Raw genomic sequence first — 20809 nt, 5'->3', positions numbered from 1 at the left:
ATGAAAAATAACAGACGTTCCTTTATTAAGAATTTAGGAATAGTGGGCGCAACTGCGGCCGTAATCCCGTCCAGTTTTGCTGCAGAAGCGAAAGAAGTAAATTTATTGAATAGAGCTGCAAAAACTTCAACAAACAAAGTTCTTAAAATCGCTTTAATTGGCGCCGGGGGAATGGGTGTTGCCGATACCAATACGGCATTAAAACACGAGAATATAGAACTTGTGGCCGTATGTGATTTATACGATGGGCGTTTAGAAGATGCTAAAAAACGTTGGGGCAGCAGTTTGTTCCTTACCAAAGATTATAAAGAAGTGCTAAACCGCAGTGATATTGACGCGGTAATAATTGGCACCCCCGATTTTTGGCACAAAAAAATGAGTGTTGATGCGCTTAATGCAGGTAAACACGTGTACTGTGAAAAACCAATGGTACATAGTGTAGAAGAAGGAAACGATATCATAAAAGCCTGGAAGAAATCTGGAAAAATCTACATGGTAGGTAGCCAGGGAATGTCTTCTTTGGGTAATGAAAAGGCCAGAGAACTATTGGCAGCTGGTGCTATAGGAACGCTTAATTATGCTGAAGGCTTTTGGGCCAGGAATTCGGCCTTGGGTGCCTGGCAGTATCCAATCCCCAAAGATGCCTCTACCCAAACCGTAGATTGGGAGAAGTATACTTCTATAAGCAAAGACATGCCTTTTGACCCTTTAAGGTTCTTTAGATGGAGAAATTACCTTGACTACGGTACGGGTATGGCCGGCGACCTATTTGTGCATTTATTCTCCAGTCTTCATTTTATTACCAATTCGTATGGCCCCAATAAAATTGCGGCAACCGGTGGATTGCGCCACTGGGATGACGGGCGTGAAGTACCGGATGTACTTTTAGGAATGTTTGATTACCCCGATACAAAACAACACCCGGCATTTAACCTTTCCTTGCGTTGTAATTTTGTTGACGGTACCAGCGGAAGTACTTTCTTAAAACTGGTAGGAAGTAAGGGTTCTATGGACATAGGTTGGGATAACCTTATCTTAAGGCGTAATGCCGGTGGAGGAAGTGATGATCCTTTCCTGGCAGAAAAAGCAAAAGAAAATTCAGGCAGGCCAGATCGTAAAAAACTGGTTCCACCTTTAGAAACCGTTTACCGGGCAGAAGATGGCTACAAAGGAGCGCATTATGACCATTTTGCCAATTTCTTTATGGCAATTCGTGAAAATGGCTCGGTAGCCCAAGATCCTGCTTTTGGGTTCCGTGCAGCCGCACCGGCTTTATTATGTAATGAAAGCTATAAAAAGAATGAATTTATAAACTGGGATCCGGAAAAAATGAAATTAGTATAACCTGATATAATTTAAAGATGAAAAAAATAATAGTAAATGTAATGTTTGTAGCAAGTTTGATGGCTTGTAAAAATGCAGATGAAAATAAGGGTAAGGAAGCAGTAATTGATGAAAAGCAAAATGCCGAAGATACTGCCAGTAATAAAGAAGAATGGCAATATCTTTTTGATGGCAAAAATGCTGATGGATGGCGTGGGTATAATGACACTAATGCACAGGAACTTCCACAGGGATGGGTAGTAGAAGACGAAACCTTAAAATCATTGGGAAAAGGAGGGGATATAGGTGGTGATATTGTATATGGTGAAGAAGAGTTTGGCGAATTTGAATTGTATCTGGAATGGAAGATATCACCTGAAGGTAATAGTGGAATATTCTATCATGTAGTAGAAGATGAGGCCTATGCTGCCCCTTATTTTGTCGCTCCCGAATATCAAATTATTGATCAAAAAGGATTTCCGCATGAATTAAAACCGAAGAATTCTATCGGTGCAGATTATGGTATGTATGCTTCTGATTACGATGAAAAAGACCTTAGACCTGTGGGGGAATGGAATACCACCAGAATCAGGTTTACTGAAGAGAAAGTGACCTATTGGTTAAATGGTCAAAAAACAGTAGAGTTCGAGCCCTGGTCAGAAGAATGGAAGCAAAGAAAAAGAGAAGGTAAATGGAAAGATTATCCTGATTACGCTAAAGCCAAATCTGGTTTCATTGGATTGCAGGATCACGGAAGCTTTACCTGGTTTAGAAATATAAAAATTAGGAAACTTTAAAACTACCTAATGATCCTGGAGAATCTACCGAAGATAGGGTTGTAGCTTTTGGTTTAGTAAAAGTTGAAGATTTAGAAATCCTATTTGGAAGTACGCATTTAGACTATAAAAAAGAATCTAAAAGTAGGATTTTACAAGTAAAACGTTTAATTGAACATTCAAAATCTTCACCTATCCCAATTATAATTGCAGGCGATTTTAATGCAAGTTCGGGTTCGGAAACCATTAATTTAATGGATTCGGAGTTTACCAGAACATGTAATTCGTGCCCGCCTACAATTCCGGTTAATAACCCCAGTCGGGTCATAGACTTTATTTTCTATAAGCATCCTCAGGATAAATTAGATGTAAAGCTACATAAAGTGATAGATGAAAAATATGCCTCAGATCATTTACCGGTTTATGCTGAAGTTATAATAGAACATTAAAAGTGTTAGTTTTGGTTAGTTTGTGAAAAGTCATCTGATTTATTCAGATGGCTTTTTTTGTACCAGCATGAAAGTAGTAATTATCTTAAGTTTTAAAGTTTTTGTAGAAAAATATTAGGAATCAATTTAATCTATATAACCCTATATTAGGACTCCTCAAAATGGAAAATAGCCTCTATAGGTAATTTAAAAAGTTTTGAGATTCTAAAAGCAGTAGGTAAACTGGGGTCAAACTTTTCTTTTTCTATGGCATTAATGGTTTGTCTGGAAACACCAATAATATCTGCTAAATCTTCCTGTGTATAACTATGCTGAGCCCTAAGTACTTTTAACTTGTTTTTCATGCGTAGCGTCTGGTATTTATAGTAACCAGTATCAAGTAAGTTAAACCTATAAATATTATAAGATAACTTATTTCTGCATTATTGGCTATTAGATTGGTAACCTCAAGTAGAGAGTACGATAATCCTACTACTACCGCTAACCCCAATGTTAAAGCCAAAGATTCTAAATGAATTTTCCGCTGCAACTCATCAAAATCATTAAACACTTTTCGGTTGGCCACAATCATTAGAATGCCGTGAACAAAATTTACTGAAACCGCCAAAGCAGTTAAAACAGTATGATCGTCCCAAATATACTTAGGCCCAAATGTGGCAATTGCCAAAGTAGCTACCCAGGTCCAGGTCCAAATGGCCAGGTTGTAAAGGTTTTTTTTACGTTCTTTTTTCATTTTAGTTGTAATTAAGAGTTTACTAAATGTAATGTTTACTTTACAAATTTAGCAAAAAATTTTCAATGTAAAGTCTTATTTACAAAAAAGAAGAATATTTCATTAGTATACTAAACTTTCTCCCGCTTCCTGTGTATCTTTATAGCCGTTTATAATTAATCTTTTATTCAATGGAAAAGCTATATATTTTCCTGATACTTTCGGGAATATGCCTGTCTGCTACAGGCCAAACAATGACTCCAGAAAAACTATGGGAACTAAAACGAATCTCACCAATAGGTCTAACCACTAATGGAGAGCAGGTTATTTACTCCAGCAGCTCTTACGATATTAACAGTAATACCAGTAGTGCCAAAACCTTTGTGCTTTCTCTTAAAGGAGGTGAGCCAATCCAGGTAACAAATTATGATAGTATCTTCAAAGATTCAAAGGTATCTCCTTCAGGCGAATACAAAATATTTTCTAAAGAAGTGAAAATACAGCCGGTTTATGGAGACGATTTTTATCCTGAAATGAAAAAGTCTGATGTCTATATTTACGATGATCTTAATTACAGGCATTGGGACACCTGGGAAGATGGTAAGTACAGCCATGTATTTGTAAAAAATATTTCTACTGGTGAAGAATGGGATATTATGCAAGGAGAGCCGCATGACACTCCTTTGCAGCCGTTTGGAGGTGCCGAAGATTATATATGGAATCAGGATGGTAGCAAGGTATTTTATGTTTCTAAAAAAGTAAAAGGAAGGGAGTATGCTGAAAGCACCAATACCGATATTTATGCTTACGATTTAGCTTCAAAAACCACAACGAATTTAACCGATGATAATGAAGGTTATGATACTTCGCCTGCCATATCTAAAGATGGAACACTTGCCTGGTTGCAAATGGATGAGCCGGGCTATGAAGCCGATAAGAATGATATTATAGTTCTTAGAGATGGTCATAAACTAAATCTTACCAAAGAATGGGATGGAACAGTGAGTAGTTTTTTATGGGCTGAGGATGGAAAGAAACTTTTCTTTATAGCTCCTATTGCGGGAACAAAGCAATTATTTGAAGTGAATCTTCCTAAAAAAGCTTCAGCTGAAATTAAACAAATTACTCAGGGTCAGTTCGATATCACAGCAATGGTAGGGCAGTCAAATAATACCATGGTGGTGACCAGAACCGATATGAACCACGCTTCAGAAATATATACGGTAAATCTTAGAAACGGAAAGATGGACCAGCTTAGTCATGTAAACGATGGTTTTTATGATACTATCAAATTAAGCCAGATAGAAAAAAGAATGGTCCCAACCACCGATGGGAAGGAAATGCTTACCTGGGTAATATATCCGCCAGATTTTGATCCAAATAAAAAGTATCCGGCACTTCTTTATTTACAGGGGGGACCACAATCTCCACTATCGCAGTTTTATTCTTTTAGATGGAATTTTCAGTTAATGGCTGCCAATGGTTATATTGTGGTTGCACCAAATCGACGTGGAATGCCGGGTCACGGTGTAGCCTGGAATGAACAAATAAGCGGCGATTGGGGTGGCCAAAATATGAAAGATTATCTTTCGGCAATAGACGAAGTGAGTAAAGAAGACTTTATAGATAAAGACAGAATAGGCGCAGTGGGTGCAAGTTATGGTGGTTATTCGGTGTATTACCTGGCAGGTCATCACGATAATCGTTTTAAAACTTTTATTGCTCACGATGGTATTTTTAATACGCGTAGCATGTATGGTACTACAGAAGAGTTGTTCTTTGTAAATAAAGATATGGGAGGCCCATATTGGCAAACGCCAAGCCCTAAAGCTTACACCGAATTTAATCCTATTAATTTTGTTGAAAAGTGGAATGCACCTATGCTAATTATTCAGGGAGGTAAAGATTTTAGAGTTCCTATTGGGCAGGGATTGGAAGCTTTTCAGGCAGCCCAGCTAAGAGGTTTAAAAAGCAAGTTGCTTTATTTTCCTATGGAAAACCACTGGATTTTAAGCCCGCAAAACGGAATCATCTGGCAAAAAGAATTCTTTAAATGGTTGGAGGAAACCTTGTAATTTAAAAATAATAAAGTAGAAGGATACGTATTTTGCCCTGAAACTAGAATTAACTCCCTCGAGAACCTGTTCCCGGGGGAGTTTTTTGTTTAGCTAATTTTAATAATAAATCATTCTAAAATCAGGCCAATCCCAATTTTTTCTAAGAGGTATGGGTTGTGGTCAATAATAAGAATATCGTTGCTCCGGCCGAGCTTTTGAAGTATGGTGTACAACAAATCAATATCGGCATAATGTAGCCCGGTGCTGGGTTCATCTAAAATATATAGGACATCGCTACGCTCTTCCTGCAACCAGTTTAATAATAACAAGCGTTGTTTTTCTCCCGAAGAAAGCGATTGTACCGGTTGCTCTAAACTAAGGTGTGCCAGGCCTATTTCCTTCAATTGATCTAGAATTTGCCTGGTTTTAGCAGAAAGCTTCAGCTTTTTTAGCCAGTCTTTTAGCTCTAGAATATTCAGGGCAAGCACCTCTGCTATATTTTTATTTTCAACACTATGTTCTAAAATATGCTGTTGATAACGTTGTGCTTTACAAACTTCGCATTCTTCAATAATATTGGCGACAATATCCAGGCTGGTTTCTATATAGCCTTTTCCTTTGCAGTTTGGGCACTGACTTGTTTTTGTTTTATACGAAAAGTCCTTTGCTTTTAAATTGGTTTTGGTAGCAAATATTTTACTGATGTCTTTCAGAATATCTAAATACGAAACCAATAAAGTGGCCGCGTGTGATCTTAACTTTTTAGGTTCAAAATAATGTATCTCTTTATATTTTTTAGGAAAATCTATGCGCTTACAATTTACCGGCTGGGCTTTTTTAATGCTGGGAATCAAAATTTCTTTTACCAGCGTGGTTTTCCCAATACCAGACTTCCCTGTAAGAGCAGTAATTCCTCCTATAGGCAATGCTATAGACTCCCTAACCAGGCTGTGCTTTGCCACTTTGCCAATATTAATATGATTATCGCCGTCTCTAAGGTTCGGCTTTTGGGAAGGAGATTTTAGATAAGGATGGCAATCGCTTTGTTCTAATAAACCTTTGGTATTGCCTTCGTAAGTGATGTACCCCCCAAACTTTCCTGCCTTAGGGCCAATTTGAACTATATGGTCTGCCTGGTGAATAATATCTTTATTATGCTCAATAGCCACTACAGTATTCCCTTTTTCAATAAGTTCCTTTAGCAGTTCTATTAAATCGTGAATATTGTTATTAGACAATCCTGCAGAAGGCTCATCTAGTAAATAAGTAATGCCCTTAAGAGGGCTATTCAATTGCTTTATTAGCTCAATTCTTTGATTTTCGCCTCCTGAGAGTGTAGGTGATTTTCGGCTCAATTGAAGGTGATCAATGTGTAATTGTTTAGCCCTGTTAATAGTATTAATTAGGTGCGGAGCTATTTTAGACAATAGTTTACCATCTATATTTTCCTTTTTTGAATTTTGTGCAATCCATCGCCCAAATACCCTAAAATCCATAGATTTTATCTCGTGAATAGATTTGTGGGCTATTTTGAAATTCAATCGTTCAGTTTTTAGCCCACTACCATTACAATGCCCGCATTTCTTATTAGAAAAGAGCGCGGTGAGCTGACTAATATTTTTGTTCTTTCGGGTTTTATAATATTCTTCCTGTAGGTATGGAAAAAGACCTTCCCATTTCATCTGTAAGGCCTGTACGCCTTCCCTTGTTTTGGTTTTATACAACCAATTGGCTTTCCATACTTTGTCGCCGGTTCCTTGAAGTAAGATTTCTTTTTGATCCTCTTTTAGATCTTTAAAAGGAGTTTCCAGGTTAAATTTATTTTCTTTCCCAACCTCTTTTAGAATAGCCATATGCTTGCCGTGCGGATCTCCATAATAAGCGGTTGCTTTATTATGGGCAAATAGCCCAGTGGCAATACTTTTATTTTCATCTAAAACAAGTTTGTTTAGATCGGGGAGTAGTTCTTCTCCAAGTCCCTCGCAAACAGCACACTTACCTAATTCATGGTTATTCGAAAAATGACTGGCCGATAATTCAAGGCCTTCATATTGCGCCTTTCTGGAAAAAGCAAAACGTAAAACTTTATCAATTCCGGTCTGTTTTGCTATATCTGTACGTTGTGAGTAATTTTTGTGCTTGCGCGTAATACAAATAGTAGGGCTAAGTCCTTCAATTGTATCTACCTCTAATTGAAAATTCACCCCCACTCTAGACTGTTGATAGCTGGAAAATTGGCGGCTCATTTCCTGTAGCCCAAAACCGTGTAGGGTGTCAATAACCAAAGAAGATTTTCCCGATCCCGAAATCCCGGTAACTACTGTTAATTTATGTTTAGGTAGTTCTAGGTTGAGGTTTTTAAGCGCGTGCGTTCGCGCTCCACTAATGGAAATTTTATCTAATTGCCGGGGGACTTCTTTTTTAAGTTTAATAGGTTGATCCTTAAGTGCATTTTCTACCAGACTGTCACAGGAAGATGTAAAAAGTGAATGGTTTTCGAAGCAAAGGATGCCGGCGGTTTGTTTCTTTAACTGATGCAGGGCATTCAGCAATTGATGCACATTTTGTTGGTGCAGTCCTATACTTGGTTCCTCTAATACTAAAAGTGTTTTTTCTGATTTTTTAGCAAAATGTTTAGTGAGTTTAATGCGTTGCGCCTCACCACCTGATAAGGTGTTGGAGGGCTGCCCCAGTTTAATATAGCCAAGTCCTAACTGTAGCATTAAAGACAGAGTTTCTTTGATTTTCTTTTCCTCGGAAAAGAAATCATAAGCTTCTTCGATACTTAGCTTATAAAGATCTGCAATATTCTTGTCTTTCCATTCAACACGAAGTACTTCCGGCTTAAAACGTTTACCATTACAGCCAGGGCAAACCTGGTTGATACTGCCCAGGGCACTCATAGATAATGTGATAACGCCCGCTCCTTCGCAGGTTTCACATCTACCGATTTTATTGTTGAAGGAAAAGGCCCCTTTGGATAAATTTGAAGTTTTTGCTTCATTCGTTTTGGCGAACAGGTCTCTTATTTTATCTGCCAGGCCTGTATAAGTCGCCGGGTTGCTTCGGGGAGTTTTACCAATGGGCTGGTCGTTTACGGTTAGAAGATTTAGACTTTCATTTTTACAAAACTCGGTGATGCTATCAATAATTTGAGGTGTTTTGCGACTGACTGTTGTAAGCTCCTTTTTACCGGGTTGAAAGGAATTAGCCGACACTTTTTTGGGCTGGTTTTTTAGTTTTTTCTCATTTCCTACCTCCTTTAATGCTGCTAAAGTTGGACTGTTTAGGTCTTTTGCTTGTAAAAAGTTACTTATGGGGCCGTTAAAAATTACTTCGCCACCGTGTACCCCGGCTTCCGGACCTAATTCCAAGACCCAATCGGCCGATTTTATAAAATCTAAGTCGTGCTCCACCACCATAACTGTATTTCCTCTAAGTATTAGTCGGTTTAGAATATGAAGCAAATATTTTTGGTAGTTTGGAGATAGACCAATAGAGGGTTCATCAAAAACATATAAAATACCCTGTAGTTTACTATTTACCTGGTTAACGAGTTTAATACGCTGCCCATCGCCTGAAGAAATAGCATGGCTTGGTGTACTTAACTTGTATTGCTCCATCCCCAGGCGAATAAGGTCATATAATTGGCTGCTCATTTTATCTACTAATACCTGTTCCCCGGGCTTGTAGGTTTGTGACTTTAGTCTATCATATAATTCACTTAATGAAAGTTCCATCCAGGCCTTAAAATTTAAACCTTTCCATTTGTAGTTTAAATGTTCGGCTTTAATTCGGGCTCCCTTACAGGCCGGGCAAATTTTGGAGCTGGCAAATCTTAAGATATTAGGGTTTCTATCCCGCCTTAGAATATCTTTCATTATAGGAAGCATTCCTTTATAAAATCCTTCTTCGCGGGGCTTGGCCTTAATACCTTTCCATCTAAGTCGGGATTCCAGGCCGTGTTTACCAAAGAAAACCTTGATACGATTGCTTCCGTTTAGCACTACATCCTGTTGCTCGGCAGTGAGTTCCTTCCAGGGAATGTCTACATTAAAACCGTGCGCCTTGCAAACTTTGTCTAATTCTTCTACAGTAATCTGGGAGTAAACAATATAACCATTTGGTAGGGTAGTGGTAATAGCACCTTCTCTTAGCGTTTTATTTTTGTCTCCCACTAACTTCTTTAGATCAATATATTCTGCTTCCCCAATGCCACGGCATACCTCACAAGCACCTTTTGGGTGATTAAAGGAAAATAGTGACTTACTCATAGATTTAGTAGCTGAAAAGCGTGCAAATAAAATTCTAAAAATGGCTGTGAGTTCTGAGAGTGTACCGAAGGTGGTGTTTATAGACTGGAAACGTTTAGATTGCGCTACCTTAATAACAGGTGGCAGTGCTTTGATATCATCTACTTCGGCAGTTGGAATTAATTGGCCGTTTTGTTGACTGTAGGCAGGAAGGCTTTCTAAAAAATAACGATAGCCTTCGTTTGCAATAACATCCATAGCCAGGGAAGATTTCCCCGATCCAGACAGACCTGTGACTACTATTAGTTGGTTTTCAGGAATACTTAAATCAATATTTTTTAAGTTATTTTGATGGGCATTAATTATGTGCATACAGGCTTTTTGGTTCTATTTTCGAAAAATATAGAAAGACTATAATAGTTTAAAATGAGTATTATACAACTCAAAGCAAACTATTAATCTTTTTTAACATGGAATTTCATTGTTGATTCAGCAACAAGCAAAACTAAGGATGCTTGAAGGATGGAAAAAATTGTTGAAGGAATAATCGTAATTAAAATTGACTAAATCCCAAAATATTTATTTCCCATAGAGAAGAGATTTCAAATTTCACCTTTGTAAAGCAGGGATAAAACAAAGGTTAATTAGTGTGATTTTTCTTATTTGCTTTAGTGTTTGTAATATATTTAAGTAAAAAAGGAAATGTTCAGATTATTCAGGAAAAAGTCAAAAGTTGAAAAACTGGAAGTGAAATACAAAAAACTTCTGGAAGAAGCGCATCAGCTCTCTACTAGCAATCGTAGTAAAAGCGATGAAAAAATGTATGAAGCAAACGAGGTTTTAAAGGAGATTGAAGGGATTAGAAAGTAGGAATACTGCTGTTTGAAATACCTATTAAGAAGAGGCTGTCTAAAGGAAATATAAATCAGTCCAATTTTATGAAGAAACATTCTTAGACAGCCTCTTTAAAAATAAGTTTTAGATAATTTAAGCTGTTTCTTCTTCTTCTTTTGTACCTCCCTCTTTTTCTATCTCAACAGAATCCAGCACATTAAATTTTTCTAATTGTTCCTCTTCTCCCGTAAAATATGGGAAAACATCCAGTATTGGAGATTCTGTGATAGAAGGAATACTATAATCTCCCATGGTTTCTTCCATAGCGGTAGTAGTATTTTCAAAAGCCTCTTTGATATCGTTGGCCTGAACCAGCAAATAAATATTGGTCTTTTTTTCCTTGCCGCTTTCTTCATCCATCGCTACCAGGGAAACTTTAGATTTAAACCATCGATCTGAATTTTCAAAAGGATGAACCTCTGAGAAATTAGCTACTTTTATATTCATTATTCTAAAATCTTCACTGGTATAAGCCGTCATTTCTTCGGTAATCCTCGCTTCTGCTTCTGTATAAGATACTGCATCAAGAAGATAGGTGTCTGTAGTCATTTTTTGCTCTCCTGTCTCGTGTGTTTTTTTGTATTTCACCTTACATTCAAACCAAGTTACGCTCATTTCTATATTTTTTAGGAAGCCAAAAATAGAATTTCTAGGCAGCCTCCCTGATAAAAAATAGGAATAGATATTCACAATCTTGTATTTCTTAATTCACCAAATATTTAATCTTAAAATAGGCATTTATTAACTCTGAAAATATAGCACTGAAATGGCTGAATTTTAAATTTTGAATGCTTTCTTTCATTATCTTTATCAGGTTAATTTTTAATTATTCGGAAGTTATGCCAAAAGAAAAATCACCCTCAAAGAAATCGGCCAGGAAAGAGCCTGTTTTGAGCTTAAAGGAAAAGCGCGCTGCGAAGGCCGCAAAGAAAAAGAATAGAACTTAATAAAGGTTTTAAATAAAAGAGACTGTCTGAAAAGTTTTTAAAATCATTGAAGCTGTCTGAAATGGTTTTTAAAACCGTCATCTTGAATTTATTTCAAGGCCTGCTCCGAAATTTATTCGGAGATCTAACGTGTCGATAAATTAAAAACACGTTAGAAGCTGAAACAAGCTCGCCTGACCGGATGGGTAGGTTCAGCTTGACGGAAGTAGACATTTCAGACAGTCTCATTCTCTTTCTAGGCGATATCAATTGTATAGGACGCCTGAAAATCTTTTCCTACTGCCAGGCTTTCAATCCCTTCCTTGGTTTTTAGATTTTGATCGGTGTCTTCAACATCGGCAATGCCCAGCCAGGGTTCTATGCATACGTAGGGTGCTCCCGGTTTTGCCCAAACTCCTAAGTTTTTAAAATCTTTATACTCAACACTTAAAACGCTACCTGAATTTTTACTTTTTAAGCTAACTTTTTTAGAAGGAATATTCTTAAAAATAAGTGCATCATCAATAAAAAGATCTTTATGCAATCTAATTTTATCTTCGTTGTCCAAAATTCCCTCGGTTGTATCGCTAACCAATCCGTTTTCATTTAAAAGATAAGTTCTAAGATCCATTTTCCTGTCAAACTCAAGATAGTAATCTTCATAAACTTCATTGGTGCTAATTGGCGCATTAAACGCTGGATGCCCACCTAAGGAAAAATATAAAGGTTTATCATCTAAATTAGAGATCTGGTGATTTACACTAAGGGATTTACCTTTGAGTTGGAAAGAAATTTCAAACCTGAATTTAAAAGGATATATAGCCAGGGTTTCTTCAGAATAATCTAATTGAAAAACCAATTTATCGGCTGTTTTCTCTTTTAACTGAATGTGTTCATTATGCCTTACAAAACCATGTTTGGGCATAGTATACTCCTTGTTTTCATATATAAACTTCCCATCTTTTAAAATACCAATTACGGGAAATAAATTGGGAGCCTGGCCGGTCCAAAACTCGGGGTTGCCCTGCCATATATGTTCAATGCCGGTTTCTTTATTTTTAAGGCTAACTAATTCAGCGCCTACCTGCTTTACCTGTATACTTAAAAAATCGTTCTGTAATTCGTGCATTTCAAAATTATTTTTTCTTTCTTCTGTTTGCATTTTTATCGCCGCGAGTTTTTGGCTTTTTATATTTTTTGGCAATTTCCCTGCGGTAAGAACCACCCAGATTAACTTTTTTATTTTTTTCTTTTTTCTCGTGAAAAGCTGGGCCGGGAGCGTTTTCGTCTATATTTTTCCCCGGGTTATTAATTTCAAAAACCTTCGGTTGTTCTTCGGGAATTAATTCTGAAGAAATTTCAACTTCCACCGGAAGTTCCTTTTGCGGAACTTCCATTTGCATTAAAGATTCAATTTTTTCTAAAGATTCCATTTCAGCTTCCGTAGTCATTAATATAGAATTTCCTTCTTTTTCGGCCCTACCGGTACGGCCAATTCGGTGCATATAATTTTCGGGATACTTTGGCGTATCAAAGTTAATCACGTGGCTTACCGATTCAATATCCAGCCCACGTGCCATAACATCGGTGGCTACTAAAATTCGGCAAAATCCGTTGCCAAATTGTTTGATACTACGCAATCTATAGTTTTGGGTTTTGTTGGAGTGAATTACCGTACATTCATCCTGGAAATATTGTTCTAATTCTGCATAAAGTCTGTCTGCCATTCGCTTATAAGCTACAAAAATCAAGACTTTAGAGTAGGTTTCTTTATCGGCCAAAATATATTTTAGCAAATTTACCTTGGTATAGAAATTTGGTATTTTATAACCGGTTTGTTGAATGTTATCGAGGGGAGTTCCACTAGCGGCCACAGAAATAGTTTGCGGACTTTTAAAGTTGGTTTCGATTAACTTTTCTACATTTTCTGTAATGGTGGCCGAAAACATAATGTTTTGCCGATTCTGGGGAAGCAATTCCAAAATATTATTGATCTGAAATTTAAAGCCCAGGTCTAACATTACATCTACTTCATCTATTACTAATTTCTGAATAGATTTTAATTGGATGGCACGCCTAAGTACAAGATCATATAACCTGCCCGGAGTAGCCACTACAATGTCCTGGCCTTGCATAATTGACTGATGCTGGGTATTTATATTTACCCCACCATAAACACCGGCGATACGAACATTCATATATGCAGTTAACTTTTCGATCTCTTCTACCACCTGCACCACCAATTCCCGTGTGGGTACCAAAACCAAAACCCGGGGATTCTTTTGTTCCGAATATTTAAGCATTCTTAAAATGGGAAGCATATAGGCAAAGGTTTTCCCGGTACCGGTTTGTGCAATTCCTACCATATCTTTTCCAGACATAATAGTAGAAAAAGATTGCTCCTGAATAGGTGTGGGCGTGGTAATGTCTATATCTTCCAGCGCATTGCGCAAGGGTGTGGTAATATTTAAATCCTGAAAAGTCACTAAATGAAGTTTTTATGAATGCACAAAGTTAGTGAAACTCTACTTTAAAATTGCCCGTGGCACTTTTAAAGTAGTTAGTTGAACTAATCCCGCCGCAGGGCGGGATCTCAGGTGCCTTTTTATTTTTGTTCAGTGCCAACTTTAAAGTAGTTAGTTGAGCTAATCCCACCGCAGGGCGGGATCTCAAGTGCCTTTTTTCTTCTGTGGCACTTTTAAAGTAGTTAGTTTAGTTGAACTAATCTCGCCGTAGGGGGGAAATAATCTTTAAACTTTCTGAATTAATTTATTTTCAAAAACCGTCATGCTTGTTTCAGCATCTAGCATGAATAAATGTAAAACTCAAGTATACCTCCAACTATATTTTGTAGCAGGCGCTGAAACCAGTAGAAGTTGACGATGAATTACAAACTAAGAATAAAGGAGAGTTTACAAGTTTTTCGATTTATCAATAAGCAGTTACATCATTTATTTCCTTATTTTTAATCAAAATAATTTAGATGAAAAAAATTCTTGCCTTTGCCGGTTCCAATAGCAGTACCTCAATTAATTTTCAATTATTACAGCACGTGGCCAAAAGGCTTGCCGGCCACGACATCAAAATCCAGGATTTTAGTCAGTATGAATTACCCTTGTATAGTGCCGATAGGGAAAGGGAAAAAGGTATTCCTGTAAGTGTTAAAATAATCAATAGAATTATCCAGGAGCACGACGCACTGCTTCTTGCCGTGAACGAACATAACGGAAATGTATCTGCTTATTTTAAAAATATGATAGATTGGCTCTCACGATTAGACCGTAATTTTCTGGCCAATAAGCGCATATTATTAATTAGCACTTCTCCAGGTAGGCGAGGGGCAGCATCTGCGCTAGAATATACAAAAGGTATTTTACCAAGATTTGGCGGTGAGGTAATAGAAAGTTTTAGTCTACCATCTTTTCAGGATAATTTTAAAAACGGAAAAATACTAAATGAGGTGCTGGATATGGGAATAGAAGATGTATTAACCACATTCTCTCACCAATTGAAATCTGATAAATACAGTTAATTTGCTTTTTTCATTTCAGGAGTAAATTTCTCATTGGCTTTTCCCAAATTGTTTAGTTCGGCTTCAGTTTTCCCGGTAATTCCCATATCTTCTTTATGCTTATCAACGGGGCTGCCAAATAGAATAATCCAGGCTTCTTTAAGCGACTTTGCTCTCCATATATCTTTACCAACTTCAATCCATTCATGGAAAACCAGGAAAAAGGGATTGTAAGAGTTTACCGGTTTGGTGATGCCATAACGAGGTTTTTCATCTTCTTCCTGAAAAGTTCCAAATAACCGATCCCAAATTATAAAAGTAGAGCCGTAATTTTTATCTAAATACCTTTCATTTACCGAATGATGAACCCGGTGATGCGATGGTGTGGTAAATACATATTCTATAGGTCTGGGTAATTTTTTAATCAATTCGGTATGAATCCAAAATTGATACAGCACTTCCAGTTGATGTACAATAAAAAATACCAGGGGATGAAAACCTAATAAAACCACAGGTAGAAAAAAGATTATTTTTAAATTCTGTGTCCAGGACAATCTAAAAGAAGTAGATAGGTTGTAATGTTCAGAAGAATGATGTACTACATGTGTGGACCACCAAAACCGTTGTTCATGCGCCAATCTATGTGCCCAATATCTGCTGAAATCCAATAGAACTAAACATAAAACATAAGACCACCAGGTATGTGGTATTTTAAAGGGAGCCAAATTAAAAAAGAATAGAAACACCATAAAAACCCCAATTTTCATAAAACCGTTCAAAATTAAATTTCCAATCCCGATGGCAGTAGAGGCAAGAAAATCTTTTCCGGAGTATAGGTTTTTATATTTTTTTCTTCCAATTAGAAATTCAAGTAGTACAAAAAAGAACATTAGTGGGGCTACCACCCAAATAACAGTGGTGAAGTCAAGGTTTTCAATATCGGCTAAAGTAAGTTTTTCAGTATCTGTAAGCATAGAAAATAGTTAATTCTTATTTTTATCGCGCACGTAATCACGATTTGGTATAGTAAAGATTTTTATTTGAACCGCAATAAGTATTTAGACCTATTTCTGTAAAATTTTAAATGCCGATATTTTAAAAAGCTTTTAAGCTAAACTGCAAAAGAATTAAAGTAGGCACTACGTTAAATTGTTTTTACCTTTGCGCTCCAAATTAATAGTCGGTGCGCACAACAACTATCTTTACTTTAAAAGAGCCTTTAAGGTTTAAAAAGCAACTTTTACAATGGAGCAAGCGGTTTGAGGAAATTGCGTGGCTAGATAGTAATAATTATCATCAAAATCACGGAGAGTTTGATGCATTGCTGGCCGTAGGCGCATTTACAGCTGTAAAAACTGATTATCACCAGGCTTTTGCAAAGCTTCAGGAGTACCAGCAAACCACCAAAGACTGGATTTTTGGCTATTTGTCTTATGACCTTAAGAATGACGTGGAAAATCTTTCTTCTAAGAATTTTGATGGTTTAGCTTTTCCCGATCTTTATTTTTTTCAGCCTCAAAAATTATTTTTGCTAAAAGGCGATCAATTGGAAATGCGCTACCTAAGAATGCTGGATGATGAAATAGAAGAAGATTTCAGTGAAATTTTAAACCTCTCAGTCGCCGATAGCCATCAACCGAAAAGAGATGATTTAAAAGCGAAAATACAATCCCGAATTTCAAAAGAAGAATATTTGCAAAAGCTTGATAAAATGCTCGCCTATATTCAGCGTGGCGATATTTATGAAGCTAATTTTTGCCAGGAATTTTTTGTAGATAACAGGGAAATAGAACCATTTGAAGTATTTCGGGACCTTAACGAAATTTCGGGCCCTCCCTTTGCTACTTTTTTAAAATTGGAAGAGCATTATTTGCTTTCGGCTTCGCCGGAACGCTATTTAAAAAAGATAGGCTCTAAATTAATATCCCAACCCATTAAAGGTACCGCAAGGCGTTCTAAAAATCCCGAAGAAGACCTTCAAATTGCAAAAGAACTCTCAAAAGATCCCAAGGAACAATCGGAAAACGTGATGATTGTAGACTTGGTGAGAAACGACCTTTCTAAAATTGCGAAAAAAGCCAGTGTAAACGTAGATGAACTTTGTAAAGTTTATTCGTTTAAACAAGTGCATCAAATGATCTCTACCATTTCGGCTGAAATTGATAATGGTATTCCACCGGTAGAGGCGTTGCGGGCTACTTTTCCCATGGGGAGCATGACCGGTGCTCCAAAAATTTCAGCAATGAAAATTATTGAAGAGCTGGAGGAAACCAAACGCGGATTGTATAGTGGGGCAGTAGGTTATTTTACCCCAGAGGGCGATTTCGATTTTAATGTGGTTATAAGAAGTATTTTATATAATTCGAATAAAAAATATGTGTCTTTTTCGGTAGGTGGCGCAATTACTGCCGGCTCTATACCAGAGAAGGAGTACGAAGAATGCTTGCTAAAAGCCCTGGCTATGAGAAAGGTGCTTTCTTAGTATAGATCGATATAGTTTGCTATAAAAACCAGTATTCTAATTTCTGCCTGCTGCTTGCTAAAACACTGCCAACTGTTTTTGTATCTTTGATTTCTTATGGAAAAAGCTTTCAAAAACGAGATTAAATCACAATTTCCTTATTTGTGTAACAGTAAAATTTTACTTGCCGTAAGTGGTGGTGTAGATAGCGTGGTTCTTACTCATCTATGTAAAAGAGCTAAACTGGATTTGAGCCTGGCACATTGTAATTTTAATCTCAGGGACAAAGAAAGTAAAGCCGATGAAGAGTTTGTTGCCAATCTTGCAAAAGAACTGCAAGTAGAGCTTTTTGTAGAGAATTTTGATACTGTAAAATATGCAAAAGACAATAAGCTTTCTACCCAAATGGCGGCACGTGAACTCAGGTACCAATGGTTTGAAGAGCTACGCCTTAAACATCGATTTGATTTTATCTTAACCGCACATCATGCCAACGATAACCTGGAAACTTTTTTTATTAACTTAATAAGGGGAACCGGTTTGGAGGGCTTAAGCGGAATAAATGTGGATAGCAATTACATAATAAGGCCTTTGTTGAAGTTTTCCCGAAAGGAAATTGAGGCTTTTGCCATAGCGAATACTATTGAATGGAAGGAAGACAGTACCAACGCCTCCACTAAATACCTTCGCAATAAAATAAGGCACGATCTGGTACCTATTTTAGAAGAAATGAACCCGCAATTTTTAGATACTTTTTTAAAGACCCAATCGCATTTAAAAGAAAATGAACAATTGGTTGAGGATTATTTAAGCTTGCTTTATCCAAAAATTGTTGAGAAAACAGATTATGGCTATAGCCTGGATATAAATTATTTAAAAAAAATCCCTAATAAGACTGCAGTTTTATACCAATTACTAAAATCTTTTGGTTTTACCGAGTGGAATGATGTGTACCATTTATTAGACGCTCAACCCGGTAAAATGGTTTTTTCTACTTCCCACAGGTTAGTGAAAGATAGGGATTACTTGTTGCTTACAGAAATTGATAAAACCGAAGATAAAATTTACGAAATCTCCAAAGATGAAGATTTTGTGATGCTTCCTATGGGAACATTTTCATTTTTAGAAGTAGCTGATATAGATGAGAAAGTTTCAAATTGCATTTATGTAGATCCCGATAAACTGGAATTTCCTCTTAAAGTTAGAAAATGGCAGCAGGGGGATATATTTTATCCTTTTGGTATGAAAGGAAAGAAAAAGTTAAGCGACTTCTTTAAAAACAAAAAATTATCTTTGCCGCAAAAAGAAAACAGCTGGTTGCTGTGCTCTGGCGAAAAAATTGTTTGGGTGGTAAATCAGCGGGCCGATAGACGGTTTTCCATAACTTCACCCGATCAAAAAATAATAAAAATTACTTTTAGTTTATGAAATATCTATCGAGTCTGCTCTTGTTTTTTATTCCATTTCTTCAGTTACAGGCGCAATATTTTAACGATGGTAGCGAAGACTTCCAAATGGACGATCCTATTACCTGGGAAGCTGCCGTAGAAAAAGAAAACGATAGCATATTTAATTTGGTTTTTACGGCGAACCTGGAAGAAGGTTGGCATTTATATTCCCAAAAAGAAGCCGATATTGATATCGCGCCAATACCTACTTCGTTTTCCTATAATTATGAAGAGGAAAATTATGAGCTAATAGAAGATACCAAAGAACCTGATGTAGCACCTATTTACGACCAGGTTTTTGAAGCCGATATTATCTATTTTGAAGGTGAAGCTGTATTTACACAACAAATTAAAGTGCAACCCGGGAGTAATCCTAAGATTGTTGCCGAGATTTATTTCTCTGTTTGTGATGACGAAAAATGTTTGCCTCCCGATACCGAACGTTTTAATATTTCCATCCAGGATAATGAAATTACCGAAGGTTTTACCAATCTGGAAATTTCAGAAAAAGATAAAGAACTTACCGAAGCATTGAATATTAATGTTTCAGGAATGGAAAAATTTGCTCCCGAAGAGGAAGAAGAAGGAAATAACTTTTTAAATATTTTCCTGCTTGGTTTTGTAGGGGGGTTAATTGCGCTTTTAACTCCCTGTGTTTTTCCAATGATTCCGTTAACGGTTTCTTTTTTTACGAAAGGTGCTAAAAACAGAAAAAAAGGTTTGGTGAATGCTATTCTGTATGGGGTTTTTATATTCGCCATCTACCTTTTGCTTAGCCTGCCTTTTCATTTATTAGACAGTGTGAACCCCGAAATACTTAATAATATTTCTACCAATGTTACGCTAAATATCGTTTTCTTTATCATTTTTATCATTTTTGCTTTCTCCTTTTTCGGGTATTACGAGATTACCTTACCTAGTTCCTGGAGCAATAAAATGGACGATAAAGCTTCTAGTGTAGGGGGAATTGTAGGGATCTTTTTTATGGCGCTTACCCTTGCTTTGGTTTCTTTCTCCTGTACCGGCCCTATTTTAGGTTCGCTACTTGGAGGCTCATTAACCAGCGATGTCGGAGCTATGCAATTGTCTATGGGTATGGGAGGTTTTGGCCTTGCCCTGGCACTGCCTTTTGCATTGTTCGCATTATTCCCCAATTGGCTTAATTCTTTACCAAAAAGTGGTGGTTGGTTAAATACCGTAAAAGTTACATTAGGCTTTATCGAACTAGGTTTAGCCTTTAAATTTCTTTCTAATGCCGACCTTGTGGAGCATTGGGGATTTTTAAAGCGTGAGATTTTTATAGGAATTTGGGTGCTTGTAGGATTGGGACTTATGGCTTATTTATTCGGGCTTATTCGCTTTCCGCACGATGGTCCTAAAAAGAGGATTAGTAAAGCCAGGTTTGGAGCAGGTGTCGTTACTTTTTTCTTTGTACTTTATTTAATTCCGGGTTTAACCAATACTTCTGCAGCAAACCTTAAATTGCTTAGTGGTTTTCCTCCACCCTTATTTTATAGTATCTACGATAAAGGAACCGAAGCACCTTTAGGTTTGGAAGCTTATAAAGATTGGGATAAAGGCCTGGAAGCTGCCCGCCAGCAAAATAAGCCTATTATTCTTGATTTTACCGGCTGGGCTTGTGTGAATTGCCGAAAGATGGAAGAACAGGTATGGAGCGACCCTGAAGTTTTTGATATATTGAATGATGAATATGTACTTATCTCTCTTTATGTAGATGATAGAAAAGAACTTCCGGAAGAAGCACAATTTAATTATATGAAGCCGCAAGGTGGTATAAAACCCATTAAAACTATTGGGGATAAATGGGCTACTTTTCAAACGCTGAACTTTAAGAATAACTCCCAGCCATTTTATGTGCTTTTAGATAACGAAGTTGATATGTTGAATGAACCGGTAGGTTATACCCCAAAGGCTTCAGAATACCTGGCGTGGTTAAAGGAGGGACTTGCAAAGTTTCAGGAAACATCGAAATAAACCT

General features: G+C 37.0%; 16 protein-coding genes. 9 read left to right on the top strand and 7 right to left on the bottom strand.

What is annotated here, in order from left to right; all coding sequences use genetic code 11:
• The 3 genes from I6U49_RS13700 to I6U49_RS13690 all read left to right on the top strand — a co-directional run.
• Positions 1-1344: Gfo/Idh/MocA family protein (locus I6U49_RS13700; RefSeq protein WP_198629237.1), on the top strand; the 1344-nt coding region annotated here is incomplete at its 5' end.
• A 17-nt stretch (positions 1345-1361) separates the two neighbouring features.
• Positions 1362-2120, top strand: coding sequence for a 3-keto-disaccharide hydrolase (locus I6U49_RS13695; protein WP_198629236.1), 759 nt, complete (start codon positions 1362-1364; stop codon positions 2118-2120).
• 77 nt (positions 2121-2197) lie between these two features.
• Positions 2198-2548: an endonuclease/exonuclease/phosphatase family protein gene (locus tag I6U49_RS13690; RefSeq protein ID WP_198629240.1), complete on the top strand. Its 351-nt coding sequence runs from the start codon at positions 2198-2200 to the stop codon at positions 2546-2548.
• 146 nt (positions 2549-2694) lie between these two features.
• Here the strand turns inward: I6U49_RS13690 and I6U49_RS13685 are convergent, their stop codons facing one another.
• On the bottom strand, positions 2695-2892 hold the full coding sequence (locus tag I6U49_RS13685; protein WP_198629235.1) for a helix-turn-helix transcriptional regulator: 198 nt from the start codon (positions 2890-2892) through the stop codon (positions 2695-2697).
• Entirely contained in the window at positions 2889-3281 is a 393-nt protein-coding gene (locus tag I6U49_RS13680; protein WP_198629234.1) for a hypothetical protein, read from the bottom strand. The genes I6U49_RS13685 and I6U49_RS13680 overlap by 4 nt, the downstream gene beginning before the upstream one ends.
• 170 nt (positions 3282-3451) lie before the next feature.
• On the opposite strand from I6U49_RS13680, the gene I6U49_RS13675 reads away from it, so the two are divergent.
• Entirely contained in the window at positions 3452-5335 is a 1884-nt protein-coding gene (locus I6U49_RS13675; RefSeq protein WP_198629233.1) for a S9 family peptidase, read from the top strand.
• Positions 5336-5445: 110 nt separating this feature from the next.
• On the opposite strand, the gene I6U49_RS13670 is transcribed toward I6U49_RS13675, so the two are convergent.
• Positions 5446-9942: an excinuclease ABC subunit UvrA gene (locus I6U49_RS13670; RefSeq protein WP_198629232.1), complete on the bottom strand. Its 4497-nt coding sequence runs from the start codon at positions 9940-9942 to the stop codon at positions 5446-5448.
• Positions 9943-10272: 330 nt separating this feature from the next.
• On the opposite strand from I6U49_RS13670, the gene I6U49_RS13665 reads away from it, so the two are divergent.
• Positions 10273-10440: a Lacal_2735 family protein gene (locus tag I6U49_RS13665; RefSeq protein ID WP_198629231.1), complete on the top strand. Its 168-nt coding sequence runs from the start codon at positions 10273-10275 to the stop codon at positions 10438-10440.
• Between the two features lie 117 nt (positions 10441-10557).
• Here I6U49_RS13665 and I6U49_RS13660 read toward each other — a convergent pair whose 3' ends face one another.
• The 3 genes from I6U49_RS13660 to I6U49_RS13650 all read right to left on the bottom strand — a co-directional run bounded on the left by I6U49_RS13660 (position 10558) and on the right by I6U49_RS13650 (position 13876).
• On the bottom strand, positions 10558-11079 hold the full coding sequence (locus I6U49_RS13660; protein WP_198629230.1) for a DUF4494 domain-containing protein: 522 nt from the start codon (positions 11077-11079) through the stop codon (positions 10558-10560).
• A 567-nt stretch (positions 11080-11646) separates the two neighbouring features.
• A complete protein-coding gene (locus I6U49_RS13655; protein WP_232804725.1) occupies positions 11647-12552 on the bottom strand; it encodes an aldose 1-epimerase family protein in 906 nt (301 codons plus the stop codon).
• Positions 12527-13876, bottom strand: coding sequence for a DEAD/DEAH box helicase (locus I6U49_RS13650; RefSeq protein WP_198629229.1), 1350 nt, complete (start codon positions 13874-13876; stop codon positions 12527-12529). Before I6U49_RS13650 ends, I6U49_RS13655 begins: the two co-directional genes overlap by 26 nt.
• Positions 13877-14373: 497 nt before the next feature.
• Here I6U49_RS13650 and I6U49_RS13645 point away from each other — a divergent pair, with 497 nt between their 5' ends.
• Positions 14374-14922, top strand: coding sequence for an NADPH-dependent FMN reductase (locus I6U49_RS13645; RefSeq protein ID WP_198629228.1), 549 nt, complete (start codon positions 14374-14376; stop codon positions 14920-14922).
• Here I6U49_RS13645 and I6U49_RS13640 read toward each other — a convergent pair.
• On the bottom strand, positions 14919-15875 hold the full coding sequence (locus I6U49_RS13640; RefSeq protein ID WP_198629227.1) for a sterol desaturase family protein: 957 nt from the start codon (positions 15873-15875) through the stop codon (positions 14919-14921). The two genes, I6U49_RS13645 and I6U49_RS13640, sit on opposite strands and share 4 nt — an antisense overlap.
• A 209-nt stretch (positions 15876-16084) precedes the next feature.
• Here I6U49_RS13640 and pabB point away from each other — a divergent pair, with 209 nt between their 5' ends.
• The 3 genes from pabB (at position 16085) to I6U49_RS13625 (ending at position 20805) form a co-directional block, all read left to right on the top strand.
• Entirely contained in the window at positions 16085-17383 is a 1299-nt protein-coding gene (pabB, locus tag I6U49_RS13635) for an aminodeoxychorismate synthase component I (RefSeq protein WP_198629226.1), read from the top strand.
• A gap of 96 nt (positions 17384-17479) precedes the next feature.
• Entirely contained in the window at positions 17480-18790 is a 1311-nt protein-coding gene (gene tilS, locus I6U49_RS13630; protein WP_198629225.1) for a tRNA lysidine(34) synthetase TilS, read from the top strand.
• Entirely contained in the window at positions 18787-20805 is a 2019-nt protein-coding gene (locus I6U49_RS13625) for a protein-disulfide reductase DsbD family protein (RefSeq protein ID WP_198629224.1), read from the top strand. The genes tilS and I6U49_RS13625 overlap by 4 nt, the downstream gene beginning before the upstream one ends.
• Positions 20806-20809 lie beyond the last annotated feature (4 nt).

The sequence above is a fragment of the Salegentibacter maritimus genome (assembly GCF_016236915.1).
In the GTDB taxonomy this organism is placed as follows: domain Bacteria; phylum Bacteroidota; class Bacteroidia; order Flavobacteriales; family Flavobacteriaceae; genus Salegentibacter; species Salegentibacter maritimus.
Note: the sequence above shows the minus strand (reverse complement) of the source record. Positions and strands in the feature narration are given on the sequence as shown.